Genomic DNA, 14,865 nt, shown 5'->3' with positions numbered 1-14,865 from the left:
CGGGAATCGGGAATCGGGAATCGGGATAAAATAAAAAAATTATCTCTACCTGATTATACTAAAAAATGCTCGTATTATTAGTTATTTTTTATTAAAACTAGCAAAATTTTTATTCAATAAAATTTTGCTAGTTTTAATAAAAATTTTGTGCATTTAAAATGTCTATAGCCTGAAATCAAATAAAAAAGATATATCCCAGTCCCCTTTAGCATGCATGCCTTTTGCATGCATGCTAAAACGCATTTAAAATGAATTTTAGCAAGGCAAATGACTACTCAACCTTGAACTGGTCAGCACTGGCTTGAAGATTCTGAGCCATGGCTAGGAGTTCTTGGAAAGACGTAGAAATTTCCATGGCATCCTCAGAAGTTTTGTTGGCAATTCCTGCAACTTCAGTCATGGTTTGGGTCACGGATTGGAACTCTTCGGTCTGTACCTGGGTGGCTTGGGTAATACCCTCTACAAGCTGGCTGATTTGGCTGGTGGCTTCAACAATGGCATTGAGAGTGAGACGGGTATCTTGTACCATTGCGGTTCCTTGGGCAACCTGTTGAATACCTTTATCCATGGCTGTAGAAACCTCAGCGGTACTCTTCTGGATCTCCTGCACCAACTGCTCGATCTCAGTGGTGGCTTCCGCTGACTGACGGGCTAGAGAACGTACTTCATCGGCAACAACTACAAAACCCCGTCCATACTCACCAGCCCTTGTAGCTTCAATGGCTGCATTCAACGCTAGCAATTGGGTCTGATTCGTAAAGTTGCTAATCAGGTTTACCACCCTCGAAACCTTCTGGGACGATTCGCTCAGGCGCTTGAGCCGTTTGCTGGTTTCTGCCACTGTCTCCCGGATTTCGAGAATTCCATCTACGGTACGGTTCATGGCGGCATCCCCTGCTTGGAGGGTTTGGTTAGCGGTTTGGACTGCTACTTCTACCTGTTGAGCACTCTCACCTACAGCTTCTGTAGAATTAACCATGGTCTGGATGTTCTCTAAGGCTTGACCGAGAGCCATAAATTGCTGCTGGGCTTGGGCTGTGAGCTTGGCAATGGAGGATTCCCTGTCAACAGACGTTTGGGCAACTTTCCTGGAAGCTTGCTGGACTTGAGTCACAATCCGGCGCAGGCTTTGTAAGGTGTTGTTGTAGGCATCAGCAATGGTACCTACTTCATTGTTGGTTACCGGAGCTCGGACGGTGAGGTCTCCTTCTAGAGCTGGTCGCACTGCTGAGAGCAACTGCATTACCTCCCGCTGTACTGCTTCTTTGTCGGCTTTCTCCCGTTGTGCGGCATCGGTCAGCTGCTGGGACTGGTTTTGGATTTGTGCGAGATACTCAGCCTGTTGCAGGGCTGCCCCTACTTGCACCGCAATCTGAGCCAGGGCGTTGAGTTCAAACTCTTGCCAGTCACGAGGACCAGTATTTTGGTAGGTACCCAGTAAACCCCATAAGGTTCCTTGTATAAAAATCGGTGCCAGCATATAAGCCTTAACCTCATATTGCTCTAAGGTTTCTAGGTAACCGTCAGAATAACCAAAGGTGTAAATGTCATCAACGGCCACGCTTTCACGATTGCGATACCGACCTCCCTGGGTGTCTTGTAGATAAGTATCGGGCCAGAAGGCTTTGATATCTGCTCCCACCCATGCTAACCAACCAGTTGCAACTGCCTCAGCCACAAACTGACCAGTCCAATCAGGATTGAAGTGATAGAGGGCTACGCGATCGCATTTGAGCAGCTGCCGGATTTCTTGGGTTGTGATACGATAGATTGTATTTACATCCCGAGACTGAAACAGCTTACCAACTATTTTGGTTACCCCCTGAGCAATTTGAGCCGCTTTGGTGAGTTGGGTAGATTGGGCTCGTAACTGATCTAGGTAATGGGATCGCTGCAAGGCTAATCCCAGGGAATTACTAATTTGGAGCATGAGGGTGACATCGGTATCTTGCCACTGACGGGGTCCCGTATTTTGGTAAGCCGCCAGCAGCCCCCAGAGCTTGTCACTTTGGAAAATTGGCATAATCAGATATGCCCTGGCTTGGTATTGTTCCAGAGTGTTGATGTAGCAGGGAGCGAAACCCATGGCATAGATGTCATCAACCTTCTTGAAGCGGTCACCTCGGGCGAACTCTCCACCCTGGGTTTCTTGCAAGCAGGTATCAACATTAGACAGAGAATTAACACTCAGGGCTGTAACTTGGCAGCGCTCATAAGCCGTTGTATCCACCTTCAGGCGGTCGTCTCTTTCTTGTTCAGTGATTAGGGAAATCCAGCCAGGGGCAACCGATTCAGCCACAAACTCACCACTCCAGTCGGAGTTGAAGCGATAGATTACTACCCGGTCAGCTCCCAACACTTGCCGCAACTCTTTGGTAATACTCTGGAAGATACTATAAACATCTACAGACTGGGACAAATGGTTGCTAAGGCTTGCTACTACTCGCTCCCGCACAGCAGCTTGGGCAAGCTGGTGAGATTTGGCCTCCACTTGATCCAGGTAGCTCAATTGCTGTAGCGCTACCCCAAAGTGCAGGGCAATCTGCTTGGCAAAATCAATCTCATACTCCTGCCATTGACGGGGCTTACTGCATTGGTGAATGCACAACAATCCCCACAAATCAGGTGCAAGAAGTAGGGGCACAACCAGATTAGCCCGGACTTGGAACTGAGCCAGCAGCTCAATATGGCAATCGCTGAAACCCGCATTGTAGACATCAGCAACTGCTTGCACACGTCCTTCGGTGTAGTGAGGGGCATACTGTTCACCAAAGCAGTGGTCGTTAACTTTGATTCCTAGCATGGCATGGTAGCCTGATGCCACATCCTCAGATACCAATTCCCCATCATCAAAGCCAGAGTTAGGGTAAAACTTAAATACACCCACCCGGTCAACCTGAAGAAGCTTGCGCATTTCGATAGCGGTTGTCTTGAAAATGGTATCTAGGTTTCGAGACTGACGGATCTTGTTGATGATTCCAACTACCGCTCGCTCCATCCCTGCGATTTTAGCGACCTGGGTAGATTTGGCCTCGACTTGGGCTAGGTACTCTGTTTGTTGTAGGGCAACTTCAAAGTGTAGGGCAATCTGCTTGGCAAAATCAATCTCATACTCCTGCCATTGACGGGGCTTACTGCATTGGTGAATGCATAAAAATCCCCACAGTTCAGTTCCTTTACGCAATGGCACCACCAGGTTAGCCCGGACTTGAAACTGAGTTAGCAGCTCAATGTAGCAATCGCCAAGATCCCCATTGTAGATATCAGCAACTGCGTGTACTCGCCCTTCGACATAGTGCTGGGAATACTGTTGACTAAAGCAATGGTCGTGAACCTTCTTACCCAGGATCCCATCGTACCCATTGACCACATCTTCAGACACCAACTCTCCATCGTTATAATCGGAGTCAGGGTCAAAGCGAAACAGACCGACCCGGTCAGCCATCAGGAGCTTACGAATTTCTATGGTTGTGGTCTTGAAAATCGTCTCCAGTTTCCGAGATTGCCGGATTTTGTTGATGACTCTGACTGCTGATTTTTCTAGGTCTGCAGCCAATAGCAGTTGCTTGGATTTTGCTCGCAGTTGCTCAATATACTCCGTTTGCTGGAGGCCAACCCCAAATTGTCGGCCCATCTGAGCCAGTATACCCACCTCCATTTTCTGCCAGTGACGAGGGCCATTGTTCTGGTAAGCTGCGAGGAAACCCCAGAGGGTTTCCCCTTGCAGAATCGGTACAATCACATAAGCTTTAGCCTGAAATTGCTCTAACAGGTCTATGTGACATTGATCGTAACCAACCTTGTAAATGTCATCAATGGCTAAGGTTTCATTGTGGCGATACCGACCGCCTTCGGTTTCCTCCAAATAGGTATCGCGCCAGACTTTTTTAATACTCGGTTCAACTAACGGTATCCAACCGTGTGCCACATCTTCAGCCACAAACTCACCACTCCAGTCAGGATTGAAGCGATAAACAGCCACGCGATCGCACTTCAGCTGCTGCCGGATTTCTTGAGTAGCGGTCTGGAAAACACTGTTCAAGTCGGAACTCTTAAGTATCTTATCAAGGAAGCGACTTGCTATGTGTTCCCCCTTAACCGCAATATCCAGTTGCTCCGATTTCTCCTGTAGCTGGGCTGTAATGTCCAATTGCTTGAGAATATTACTGAGACGGTCACTGACTAGTGACAGCAGCACGACGTCACTATCTTGCCAGCGCCGAGGGCGAGAGTTCTGGTAAACGGCAAATAAGCCCCAGAGGTGTTCACCATCAAAGATTGGGGCGATAATATAAGCATTGGTCTGGTATTTTTCTAAGGTTTCAATGTAGCACTGTGAAAAACCAGCGGCATAGATGTCGTCAACTCGCTCTACCTGCTTACGTTTGAAATAGCTGCCCCCTTGTGTCTGCTTTAAATAGGTATCGGTAGTAGGGCTGGCCACCGATCCGATTTGCTTGACCGTACAGCGCCTAGAGGAAAATAGATCTGGTGATGTCAGGTTAGGATTTTGCTTTTGGTCTTGGAGCAGGCTCACCCAACCCTCTGCAACTGACTCAGCCACAAATTCACCACTCCAGTCAGGATTGAAGCGATAAACCACTACCCGATCAGCCTTGAAAAACAGGCGCAGTTCGTGGCAAATGTTGCCCAGGGCAATATTGGGATCAGAAGACGGTGGAATTGTGCCCAAGATTTGAGCCAAGACCTTTTCCTGCTTCACCTGCTCTCGCCATCGGTTACTCAATTCCACTGGCTGTAGACTCAGCCTCAGTTCAGTAACAACTTGGTAGAGCAGACTAATGTCAGCTTCCTGCCATTCCCGGGAACCAGAACATTGCTGCACCACTAGTAAGCCCCACAATTGCCCATCGATCAAAATCGGTAGACTTAAGCTGGCTTTGACCTGGAATCGTTCCAGTAGTTGGAGTTGAAAAGGACTAACAGCCCGGTCATTAATATCATTAAGGGCTATAACTTCCTGTTGCTCGTAGGCTGACCGATTCTCAGCCCCAAAAGCAATCACTGGTAGGTACTCCCCCTGACTGGGAGTATAGCCACCCACCATCGACTCAACTAGCACTGTACCCCGATTCTCCGACTGGAAGCGAAAAATCAAGGCTCGGTCTACCCGTAAACGCTGACTAACCTCAGTCACTGTGGTTCTCAACAGGGCATCACTAGTTTCTGCTTTGCGCATCTGGGTGGCCAGGTTGAATAACCACTGCCGCTCACCCTTGCAGTGTTGCTCAATATCCACGGCTAGGTGAAACTGAACCCCGGTAGGTGTCCCCTTGCCATTGCCATTACTCGATGATTGATTGAGTTGGGACTTAGAACTGAGTATTTCCTCAGATTGATCAAATTGTGGCATAGTTATAGTTTCGTTTTTTTCAACATCTGATAATGGTAAAATTGCCGACCATGATGGCAGTTCAGAGGCAATCGAGTCGGTAGTAACTCTTCCAATAGACTGTTCAATGGGCAGAGTTAGTGACCAGCTTGTCAAGCAGTCATAATTGGTTTGATGGGATTGATTTGGTTGATCAAAACTCATCATAATTGCCCTGATCAATTGCCAGATCTCGGAGGAGGCTAAGTCGAAAAACCTCAAGACTCTCCTCCCCAAGAGTCCCCTCGTTGATGTGTCTGCCATAGGGGACATTGAGTAATAGCCATGACATCCAAAACTGCACCGCCATCCCCAGGTAGGTACCCCAGGAGAAAAGGCAATAGCTTAGGAGGAAATAAACCAGGAGTCGGTGGCTGGAGTTGCTCCAATTCATGTAACTCAATATCATTAACATGGGATACCACCAGACCCAAAGACTGGTCATTGACCTGAACTACTATTGCCACAGGAGATACCGAAACTTGCCCAAGCTTCGACAGAGGTGGATAGCCAACCAGCTGGTTTAGGTCTACCAACCAGAGCATTTCTGAACGCCAATTACCAATTCCCAAAATGCAACTGGGCATTTCCGGCACCAGCAGAACCTCCGGCACATTCACCCTGATAATTTCTGTAATCTGCTCTAGGGGCAACAGAACACTGTCATCTTTTCCAAGAGGAAAACGCAGCAACCGCACTCGGGTTTCTGGGGTTAGTGGATCTAAGTTCAGTAGGTCAAGATTGGTTTGTGTTACCACTGGGTCAAGGGAGTTTAACATTACCTAATACCTAATACCTAATACTTAATGCCTAATGCCTAATGCCTAACAATTGCTGGATTGTTTGTATTAGTTCTTGCTGCTTTATCGGTTTAGGTAAATAGGCATCAGCTCCCAGCATTGAACCCCAGAGTTTGTCGGCATCAGTTCCTTTAGTTGAGCAAATCACAACTGGAATGATTTGGGTGTTGGAATTAGTTTTGAGTTCCCGGCACAGTTCAAACCCGCTTTGTCCTGGCAAAATCACATCGACAATCACTAAATCTGGTTTCTGGGACTGGAGTTTAATCTGGGCATCCTCACTACTGGTGACACTAACTACGTTGAGACCAGCTTCTCTGAGGTAACAACTTAGAATCTCATTTTCCGTCAAGCTATCTTCAACCAAAAGGACTGTATTCATAATTTTTTTATATAAAATTATTGATAATATTTTTTTCGTAAATTTGTTTTTTTTAAATTTTTATTAGCAAAAATATTATTAAATTGAATACATAAGTATAAAAAATTAATTGTGATAAGTTTTTATCGAAAGTTGCCTACTCCCTACTCCCTACTCCCTACTCCCTACTCCCTACTCCCTGTTCCCTTTACTAAAGTATTAAAGTAAGTAGTCAACTGGACAGGATATTACGACTAACCCCGAGATGCCTCTGGAGAATTGTCAATACCTTTGACCGAGTAATAGGCTTTGCTAAAAAGTCTGTAGAACCGACCATCTTGGCCCGCACTCGGTCTACAATTCCGTCATTACTGGTGACCATAATCACTGGCGTGTCTTGAAACACCGAAACCCGACGAATTTGTGCACAGACTTCATAGCCGTTTAAAACCGGCATCACCAAATCCAAGAAGATCAGCTGTGGTTTGTGCTTTAGCAAGGTCGGCAAGGCTTTGATAGGGTCTTGAACATTGATAAATCGATAACCAGCATTGGCAAGAATTTGACTCATGGTCAGCCGATCGATGTGGCTGTCTTCGATATAAACTACCAAGGGACTAGCTGGTAATGTCTGAACTGGTCCTCCAAACCTTCGAGCATTTTCTGGCATTGGGTTAGTGGCTTTAGTAAAGTGAGTATCACAGCGCCAGTCCCCAACCTCGATCAGACCCATCACCTGTACTCGGATGTAGGGCATGATTGATTGGGCCAGAGCCAAAAGATTCTGTTTCAACGTCAAAGCTAAATCCCTCAAAGTGCGATCGCCATCCACTAAGGTAGTCAGGTTGTGGTAGGCCAGTAATGAGGTCTGCTGTCGCAATTTGTCAGCATCCCAGATCACCGGAGCCAAAGAAGGGGAAATATCTACCAAACCAGCCTCTTGCCAAGGCTCCCAAGCAAGCATTGCCTGTTGCCAAATCTGTGAAGCTCGAATTACTACCAACCTTGAATCAAAGGTTGAATCAAAGGTTGAATCAGATGTTGAATCAATAGTGTCTTGAGGAATCTGCCTGTAAGTTAGTTGCTCTGATGAACCACAGCGGAGTTGTTCCTGCCGTTGGATGATATCGAAGAGTATTTCCGTACAGTTGCCAGCAACAACTGACCTCATCTGTCTGAGCGGTACTTTCCCCTCTCTGACTAGTTCTGCTAGAGATTTGTAATCCCAATACACCGGCTGAGCCGGTGACCCCTGACACACAGGATCAGCTGATAGTTCTGGGCAGTGTACAGACAACTGCCGACACCAACGACGAATGGGATGCATTTTACTAGCACCGCCACTCAAACGACCGAAGTGGAAAAAAAGAGTCCACTGCTGACCTTGGGGATCTTCAATCTCCAACCGACCAGTCAATTGCGCCTTTGCGCAAGCTTGAATCTGTTGTGCCAGTTTGTCGGTGGTCAATACTTTGTGAGTAGTCATTGGTGTCTCTATTGATATATAGCAAAATTAGTAACTATTAACTAACAATTAAAAATGAATCTTTAACAAGTAATATTCCTATTTTGATAGCACCTATATTAGCACCGATGTTGTCAATATTTACTGTTTTAATTAATCCCTACAACCCTAGAAACCTAATAGGTAATATTGTGAATTATAATATTGTGAATCCTGATATTGTGTATAGTTTTCAGAACTTACGCAGCAACTCTATTTGTAACAAATTATATGGTTTGTCGCCCAGTTTTGCCTAAGTCCTGGTTTTGTAGAAATGCACCAAACTGGTAATGTTAGCAGACAAGTCAAGCCAGGGTTGTGGAGATGCACCATTATCGAGTTTCACTAACCATAAGCAAAACTCTGTTAGCCAAACTGAAGGTAAATTAGTAGCTGACCTTGATAAATTTTAGCTTCATTAAGGTTGTTTTTTAAATAAAATTAATTAAACTTAACTTTATTTATTCTGCCTTAATCATAACTAGGATATAAGTCTTAAGATACGCTAATTGTCGTAGTATACTTTGCTAACTAGAAAATCTAGCATCTCTCAGTAACATCAGCAACAAAATCTAGCTAACTTTATTAAGTCTTTAAAAAAAGGATTATTTATTTTCAAAAGAATTAACTGCGAAATAATCGTGTGTACTGAGTTTCGTGAGCCATACTTGCCAGGGCTAATCCCCAGCCACAACTACTTAATTTTTCATCCGCCAAAGTTAAAACATCTTCGGTTGTCAGAGTAAGTCTATGGTTGAGTGCTAGCAGTAGCTGTTGACCAACGGTTTGACCAAGGGGAATCAATTTGACCCCAGCACCGATGACATTAGATGCCCAGCTATGTAAGTAACCTAAGACTGTAGCTGTAATGTCAATCTGCCAGTGAGCAGCCCCAATCCCAAACGCGATCGCATAATTACAGGGTTGACCCACAGCTGATGCTACATCGTGTAGAGAGATTAGATTTTCTTGAGAGGTTACATCGGTCGTCTGGACAATAGTTTCAGTGGATGGGTGCAAATCGAGCAGTAACCGTATCAACGAGTTACCCATCTGCCAACTTTGCGATCGCAATTCAGAAGTTTCCTTAGCAGCACTTACCCAAGCATTCCAGTAGTTCAAACCATCTAAATCCCCTTTGCCATAACTTTCGTAAGCTCGCACCATAACATAAGCCTCTAATCGAATGGCTCCATAGCGTAGTTGATGCTCTAGCCACTGGTGCAGAGTAGTCTGGTTGTGAATCACACCAATATCAACTAAAGTTTCCAAACCCTCCGAATAGCCGTAAGCACCCACTGGTAGTACGGGACTAGCCAGTTGCAAAAGATTCAACAAAGAATTAGGGACTAGGGGATCTAAATGCATTCTTGCTTGTTGCTCATTGTTCTATTGCACTGTCTGTACATCATACCTAATCGGCATCCCACGCTCTTTGAGGATTGAAGAAGAGACCGAAGAGGGGGAAGGGGGACTAGGAACAACTTATTAACAAGTTTCTCCTGATCGAGATCTGCTCGATCCTGTCATCCATTACATCCGTTAAACCATCCCTTGCCCCTCTGGCAATTAGGACTTACCCCCCCTAAATATACATATAGTGTTTAGTTTTATATAAAAACACTACATATATTGTTTTCTGGGGCTATCCACATAACTCCTAAAAATTTCCAAAAAAAGTTTGCCCAAACCCTTGACACCGCTTGTAGTATTGTTGTAGCATCAAAACATAGCGCAGAGGAAAGAGTCAAAAAGCTCGAATCCAAAAGCTTACACGGAACCTTGACAAATAAATATGTAACATACCTTTTGATTCATGTTTGGATATAACTGTGTTTGCTCATCAAGTGGGGATAGACCCTTGGGTTGATTCCCCACAGAGTGAACTCAGAGATTTATCTAAAAGATTGATCTAAACTCCAACGGATAAACTGCTCAAGTCCTGGGGCTGTAGCTCAGACGGTCAGAGCGCCTGTCTGTCGAACAGGAAGTCGCGGGTTCGATTCCCGTCAGCCTCGCTGTTTGCAGTCGCTTTTATCGGTTGCAGGTGCAAATCCTGCTCCAATCAGTGACTCCAATCAGTGACCTAGCAGCGTAGCTCAACGGTAGAGCACCTGGCTCATAACCAGGAGAGTGCGGGTTCGAGTCCCGCCGCTGCGACCACATACGGAGATGGTGTAACTGGGAACATAACGGTCTCCAAAACCGTTGATCTGAGTTCAAATCTCAGTCTCCGCGCTCCCGTGCCGTAGGCAAATTTGGTTAAGCCGCGTGCCTTTCAAGCAGGTGATTGCGGGTTCGATCCCCGTCGGCACGATGAATGCCCTGTAGCTCAGTTGGAAGAGCAGCGAGCTGTTAACTCGATGGTCGCGGGTTCGATCCCTGCCAGGGCAGTCAGGAGGGGTTTCATCTTTCTCCTTTGTATCCCCCGGTAGCTCAGTTGGGTAGAGCGCTCGCCTGAAAAGCGAGAGGTCGTCGGTTCGATGCCGACCTTGGGGGACTGTCACTTGCTATTGCAAGTGCTAAATGCCGGATGGACGATTGGCAAGTCGCCGTGACTCTGAATCACGGAGAAGTTGGTTCGAGTCCAACTCCGGCATTCTATTGTTGAAGGTTAACCGGTTGAAGGTTAACTGGTTGAAGGTTAACCTTCAACCTTTAACCTTTAACCTTTAACCCAAATGAATTTTGATAGCAATTTGGTATCACATAAGCTCCTGTAGCCCAATTGGCAGAGGCGACCGTTTTAAAAACGGTCAGTTGTGGGTTCGACTCCCACCAGGAGTACTAACGGGGTGTAGCGCAGTTTGGTAGCGCGCTTGCTTTGGGAGCAAGATGTCGCAGGTTCAAATCCTGTCACCCCGACTTTACCCCTGTGATGCAATTGGTAGACATCACTCCCCCAGAACGAGTGTTTTGCAGGTTCAAATCCTGCCAGGGGTATACGCTCCCGTGGCGGAATTGGTAGACGCACTAGACCGAGATTCTAGTTTTTTTACAGGTTCAAATCCTGTCGGGAGTACCAATTATCCAGATGTGGCGCAGTTTGGTTTAGTCCAGTTGACCAACAGTCAATTGGTCATAAGCGCAAATTCTGCCCCTCGGATCCAAACCCCTGTAGCCCAATTGGCAGAGGCTCTAGGCTTAGAACCTAGGTGTTGCTGGTTCAAATCCAGTCAGGGGTATCGCAGGGATGGAGCAAGAGTAGGCTCGCCAGGTTCATACCCTGGAAATCAGTGAGTGCAATTCTCACCCCTGCCACCAATTTGCAGGCATGATGTCATAAGCTGTTCAGCATTTAGATTGGGATACCTAAATTGTTCAAAGGGAACTTCGGATCAGGGAATAGGGAACGGGGAATAACCAATTTAAATGCACATCAGCTTATCATCTCTGCTTGAATACTTATCATTTAAAGGAGTTCGTAAATTTAAATTTTTCAAGTAACAAACAACCAATAAAAAGTAACGATTTACCTGATTTTAATAGTTATCAATAGAACCTGAACAATCTTGCTAATTGTTCATAATTTAAAAAAAAGAGCTCTTTACTACTGTTCCCTGTTCCCTGTTCCCTGTTCCCTGTTCCCTTTTTATATAAATACTATGTTTACCTAATAAGTTAAATAACAGCAGGGTTTACAAGTAATTAGCTAGGAGATACAAATGAAGAGATAAGGAGGGTAAAATGACAACTATTACTGTCACAGATGCTCTAGCAGAGTTGACCTTGCTGGAAAAGCGCATTGACTCAGCCAGAGCAGCTTTGGACAACAACACCTTAATTTCTGTGGTTGAAGTCGGTCAAGTGCCAACAGGCTTCAAATCACGAGAAGATTATGAGATAAAAGCTAAAGCAGCTTTGCAAAAAGTGGATGCCCTGATTGCCAGACGACGGACGATCAAGAGAGTAATTGTCTTATCCAATGCGTCTACAATGGTTACGGTTGCTGACCAAGATATGACTGTGGCAGAAGCCATTGAGATGAAGATGTTTATCAGGTATTATGAAGCAGTGATCGGTACTATGCAGTCAGCATATACTAAAACCCTGAATCACTATAAGATGGCACAAGCACGAGTCAAAGAAAGACTTGATAAACTAGCTCTGGAAGTGCTAGGACAGAATGCATCCGTTGGTTCACAGAAGTATCAATCCTTGTCAGATAGCTTTCTAGCTAGAGAAGGGGTTGAACTACTGGATCCTACTAACCTGGCTGAAGAACTTGAAAGACGACAAACTTTTATTGAACAGTTCAAATCAACAGTTGATCGAGTACTCTCGATCAGCAATGCCAGGACAATGATCGAAATTCCCGATTAAAATGGTGATAGGTGCTGGTCACTCGAAAATCTCTAAATTTATGGTTTTTTCTTTCTAAATTTAAAGGTCAAAGGTTAACGGTTAACCCTTAAACCTCAATCATCAAACCTTAGCTGATCAACCTTCAAACCATAAAGGTCAACCATCGATAAAATCCAGGGACTATGGTTGTAGGTTCCATAAAACCTTGAGGTTTCCACCTGGCTGAGTGGTCAGCATTCTCACCTTTTTAAACAATGGGTATCAATCGGGAATCGGGAATCGGGAATCGGGAATCGGGAATCGGGAACTAACCCAACTATAGCAATTCTACGACTTGTGAGGTACAAATATCTGGGTTAATGGGAGCAGGGAGCAGGGAGCAGGGAGCAGGTAAGAGAAACCATTCTGTGTACCTCATGAGTCCTAGAAACGCTATATACTTGATATCATTACTTAATTCAGCAACGCAAATTTGCTAGTCTCATTAGTCAGCAACGATTATAGCAATAATAAATCAATTATAAAAAAAATATCGTTTTTTATATTACCCAAAATCTTTCTATACTTGATTAAATCTTGTCTATTGCCTCTTGCCTCTTGCCTCTTGCCTCTTGCCTCTTGCCTTTCCTTAAGGGAGTATATTCACAATTGAAATAAAAATACTATATGACAATCTATTTTTACGGTACTCGCCAAAAACCCTATGGTTGTTTTTCCAACTTCTCCCGACATGGCTTTGAGCTAGATAAATTGTGGTGGGTGACTAGTGAGCATTTCTTCCAAGCCCAAAAATTTGTGACCACTGATTCCTCTTGGTATGACAAAATCCGTGAGGCAAAAACACCAAAGGAAGCAGCAAAAATGGGACGCAATCGCTCTCATCCTCTTCGTGATGATTGGGAAAAAGTCAAAGATGAGATTATGCAGCGAGGAGTGTTACAAAAATTTGAAACCCATGGTGATCTTCGCCAGTTACTACTTGCTACAGGTGATCAGGTAATTGTTGAGAATTCACCCATAGATTATTACTGGGGTTGTGGTGCTGATGGTAGTGGGAAAAATAAACTGGGAGAGATTTTAATGACAGTCAGAGCAATATTGCGTGACAAGCAACTTGATGCTAACGATAGCATTTTTCTTTGAGTTGTGAACAGAGGATTTATAGAAAAAGGGAGCAGGGAGCAGGGAGCAGGGAACAGGGAACAGGGAACAGGGAACAGGGAACAGGGAAAAAAACCTGTATACCTCATCATTATGAAAAACGCTGTAATTAGGACTAAATAATTAGGAATTTGTATTGTTTTAAACAACGTGGTGTCTGAAGCCAAAGTGGTCGCGGCGCTGGTTTGTGGAACCAGTCATAACGGGTTCAAGTCCCGTCAGACACCCTTAGGTGCGACCCGTGATGGCGAGCAATCCCTTGACCGTAGGTCACGCGGGGCGCGTTCGCCATCACGGAAAGCGCACCTTAAGGAAGATGCCGCCGAGTGGACGGCAATCGGTCTTGAAAACCGTGGTATGGCAGCGATGTTGTAGGGGTTCGAGTCCTCCATCTTCCTCTAACCACCAGAAGCCGAAAAGCGAGGCACTGTGCTGATAACGCAGTGGTAGGAGGGGCAGTACCTCCCTGGTGGATTTCCCTTCTACACGCGATGAAGCAAAGCTTCCGCTAAAAGCGATTGGCCTATGGCCACGCTACGCGAACGCTAACCTGATCAACCCCTGTGAAGCATTTGATCAGCTAGACGAAGGTATGTTACTCCTACTACTACCCCAAGAATTTTATCATCCATCCCTGGATAGAGACTGAGATTTACCTCTCTGGGAAGATCGAGATGGGCAGCTCAAGCGATCGCTAAAGGAAAAAACAGTTGAAACAGATTCAAAATGTCTTAAACTGATGGCAAATGTATAGTTATAATATCAAAGGAAATTTCTATGCAGCTTGGTCCTGGTTTATTAATAACATTTTTGTACTACTTCACCTGCACAACCCTAATTACCACTGTCTTTTCATCGCAAGTTTTGAGGCTAAGTCTGGTGACAGGGATGCCCTATAGTGTCGGTGTAATTTTTGGCTTAATCGGTGGTTTATTAGGTACCTACTTCAATCGAACCGTTACAGTATCCCTAGAATTCAAGAGTAAGAAAGTTTTTAGCGCTGCTCTCCAGGATGCTCTGACCGAGATGGGGTTTGAGGAAACATCAAAGCTAGATGAGTTTGTAGTTTACCAACGCCCAGCCCTCAGTAATCTTTTCTCTGGTAAAGTATTTGTACAAATCGGTAAAGGTACAGCAACCATTGCTAGCCGTTCCAGAAATATTAAGCGAATCAGCCGTAAACTATCGAAGAATTAGACACACTATCAATAATTTTTGGCTCTTCCGTACTTGTTATGCTAAATTAACACTTTGGCAAAGGGAGCAGGGAGCAGGGAGCAGGGAGCAGTGGAAAGAGACAGTATTTAGAAAATTTTGTTAATTAAATAGCATCAAAACCCTT

At 45.0% G+C, this 14,865-nt stretch carries 9 protein-coding genes and 14 tRNA genes; 18 read left to right on the top strand and 5 right to left on the bottom strand.

Annotation, left to right across the window (positions count from 1 at the left end; genetic code table 11):
• Window positions 1-271: 271 nt before the first annotated feature.
• From F6K49_RS19770 to F6K49_RS19750, 5 genes are all read right to left on the bottom strand, one after another.
• A complete protein-coding gene (locus F6K49_RS19770; RefSeq protein ID WP_293099371.1) occupies window positions 272-5,614 on the bottom strand; it encodes a GAF domain-containing protein in 5,343 nt (1,780 codons plus the stop codon).
• Window positions 5,611-6,171 (bottom strand): chemotaxis protein CheW, encoded by a 561-nt coding sequence (locus F6K49_RS19765; RefSeq protein WP_293023578.1) that lies wholly within the window; start codon window positions 6,169-6,171, stop codon window positions 5,611-5,613. The genes F6K49_RS19770 and F6K49_RS19765 overlap by 4 nt, the downstream gene beginning before the upstream one ends.
• A 31-nt stretch (window positions 6,172-6,202) precedes the next feature.
• A complete protein-coding gene (locus F6K49_RS19760) occupies window positions 6,203-6,574 on the bottom strand; it encodes a response regulator (RefSeq protein WP_293099368.1) in 372 nt (123 codons plus the stop codon).
• A 211-nt stretch (window positions 6,575-6,785) separates the two neighbouring features.
• Complete coding sequence (locus F6K49_RS19755; protein WP_293023573.1) at window positions 6,786-8,039, bottom strand: response regulator; 1,254 nt, start codon at window positions 8,037-8,039, stop codon at window positions 6,786-6,788.
• Window positions 8,040-8,681: 642 nt separating this feature from the next.
• The gene (locus tag F6K49_RS19750) at window positions 8,682-9,425 is read right to left on the bottom strand and encodes an urease accessory protein UreF (RefSeq protein WP_293099364.1); all 744 of its coding nucleotides are present in this window, start codon (window positions 9,423-9,425) and stop codon (window positions 8,682-8,684) included.
• A 576-nt stretch (window positions 9,426-10,001) separates the two neighbouring features.
• On the opposite strand from F6K49_RS19750, the gene F6K49_RS19745 reads away from it, so the two are divergent.
• From F6K49_RS19745 to F6K49_RS19660, 18 genes are all read left to right on the top strand, one after another.
• Window positions 10,002-10,075: transfer RNA gene (locus F6K49_RS19745), tRNA-Asp, on the top strand.
• Window positions 10,076-10,145: 70 nt separating this feature from the next.
• A tRNA-Met gene (locus F6K49_RS19740) sits at window positions 10,146-10,220 on the top strand.
• 4 nt (window positions 10,221-10,224) lie between these two features.
• A tRNA-Trp gene (locus tag F6K49_RS19735) sits at window positions 10,225-10,295 on the top strand.
• A 4-nt stretch (window positions 10,296-10,299) separates the two neighbouring features.
• A tRNA-Glu gene (locus F6K49_RS19730) sits at window positions 10,300-10,374 on the top strand.
• Between the two features lie 4 nt (window positions 10,375-10,378).
• Window positions 10,379-10,451: transfer RNA gene (locus F6K49_RS19725), tRNA-Asn, on the top strand.
• Between the two features lie 31 nt (window positions 10,452-10,482).
• Window positions 10,483-10,557: transfer RNA gene (locus F6K49_RS19720), tRNA-Phe, on the top strand.
• Between the two features lie 27 nt (window positions 10,558-10,584).
• A tRNA-Gln gene (locus tag F6K49_RS19715) sits at window positions 10,585-10,657 on the top strand.
• A 113-nt stretch (window positions 10,658-10,770) separates the two neighbouring features.
• Window positions 10,771-10,844, top strand: a tRNA-Leu gene (locus F6K49_RS19710).
• Window positions 10,845-10,848: 4 nt separating this feature from the next.
• A tRNA-Pro gene (locus F6K49_RS19705) sits at window positions 10,849-10,922 on the top strand.
• Between the two features lie 4 nt (window positions 10,923-10,926).
• Window positions 10,927-11,000: transfer RNA gene (locus F6K49_RS19700), tRNA-Leu, on the top strand.
• A gap of 3 nt (window positions 11,001-11,003) precedes the next feature.
• A tRNA-Leu gene (locus tag F6K49_RS19695) sits at window positions 11,004-11,082 on the top strand.
• Window positions 11,083-11,168: 86 nt separating this feature from the next.
• Window positions 11,169-11,242, top strand: a tRNA-Leu gene (locus F6K49_RS19690).
• A 2-nt stretch (window positions 11,243-11,244) separates the two neighbouring features.
• Window positions 11,245-11,321, top strand: a tRNA-Met gene (locus F6K49_RS19685).
• A 423-nt stretch (window positions 11,322-11,744) separates the two neighbouring features.
• Complete coding sequence (locus tag F6K49_RS19680) at window positions 11,745-12,380, top strand: hypothetical protein (protein ID WP_293099361.1); 636 nt, start codon at window positions 11,745-11,747, stop codon at window positions 12,378-12,380.
• Window positions 12,381-13,028: 648 nt separating this feature from the next.
• Window positions 13,029-13,505 (top strand): NADAR family protein, encoded by a 477-nt coding sequence (locus F6K49_RS19675; protein WP_293099358.1) that lies wholly within the window; start codon window positions 13,029-13,031, stop codon window positions 13,503-13,505.
• 171 nt (window positions 13,506-13,676) lie between these two features.
• A tRNA-His gene (locus F6K49_RS19670) sits at window positions 13,677-13,750 on the top strand.
• A gap of 242 nt (window positions 13,751-13,992) precedes the next feature.
• A complete protein-coding gene (locus tag F6K49_RS19665; protein WP_293041825.1) occupies window positions 13,993-14,172 on the top strand; it encodes a hypothetical protein in 180 nt (59 codons plus the stop codon).
• Window positions 14,173-14,300: 128 nt separating this feature from the next.
• Window positions 14,301-14,720, top strand: coding sequence for a hypothetical protein (locus tag F6K49_RS19660; RefSeq protein ID WP_293041827.1), 420 nt, complete (start codon window positions 14,301-14,303; stop codon window positions 14,718-14,720).
• Window positions 14,721-14,865: the final 145 nt, after the last annotated feature.

This window comes from Moorena sp. SIO3I6 (assembly GCF_010672095.1).
The sequence above is the reverse complement of the archived record's forward strand: the minus strand, read 5'-3'. Positions and strand labels throughout refer to the sequence as shown.

Bases quoted from the DNA above. Each gene is read 5' to 3' on its own strand.
- F6K49_RS19765 (WP_293023578.1), bottom strand. From the start codon at position 6,171: ATGTTAAACTCCCTTGACCCAGTGGTAACACAAACCAATCTTGACCTA.
- F6K49_RS19760 (WP_293099368.1), bottom strand. From the start codon at position 6,574: ATGAATACAGTCCTTTTGGTTGAAGATAGCTTGACGGAAAATGAGATT.
- F6K49_RS19755 (WP_293023573.1), bottom strand. From the start codon at position 8,039: ATGACTACTCACAAAGTATTGACCACCGACAAACTGGCACAACAGATT.
- F6K49_RS19750 (WP_293099364.1), bottom strand. From the start codon at position 9,425: ATGCATTTAGATCCCCTAGTCCCTAATTCTTTGTTGAATCTTTTGCAA.
- F6K49_RS19680 (WP_293099361.1), top strand. From the start codon at position 11,745: ATGACAACTATTACTGTCACAGATGCTCTAGCAGAGTTGACCTTGCTG.
- F6K49_RS19675 (WP_293099358.1), top strand. From the start codon at position 13,029: ATGACAATCTATTTTTACGGTACTCGCCAAAAACCCTATGGTTGTTTT.
- F6K49_RS19660 (WP_293041827.1), top strand. From the start codon at position 14,301: ATGCAGCTTGGTCCTGGTTTATTAATAACATTTTTGTACTACTTCACC.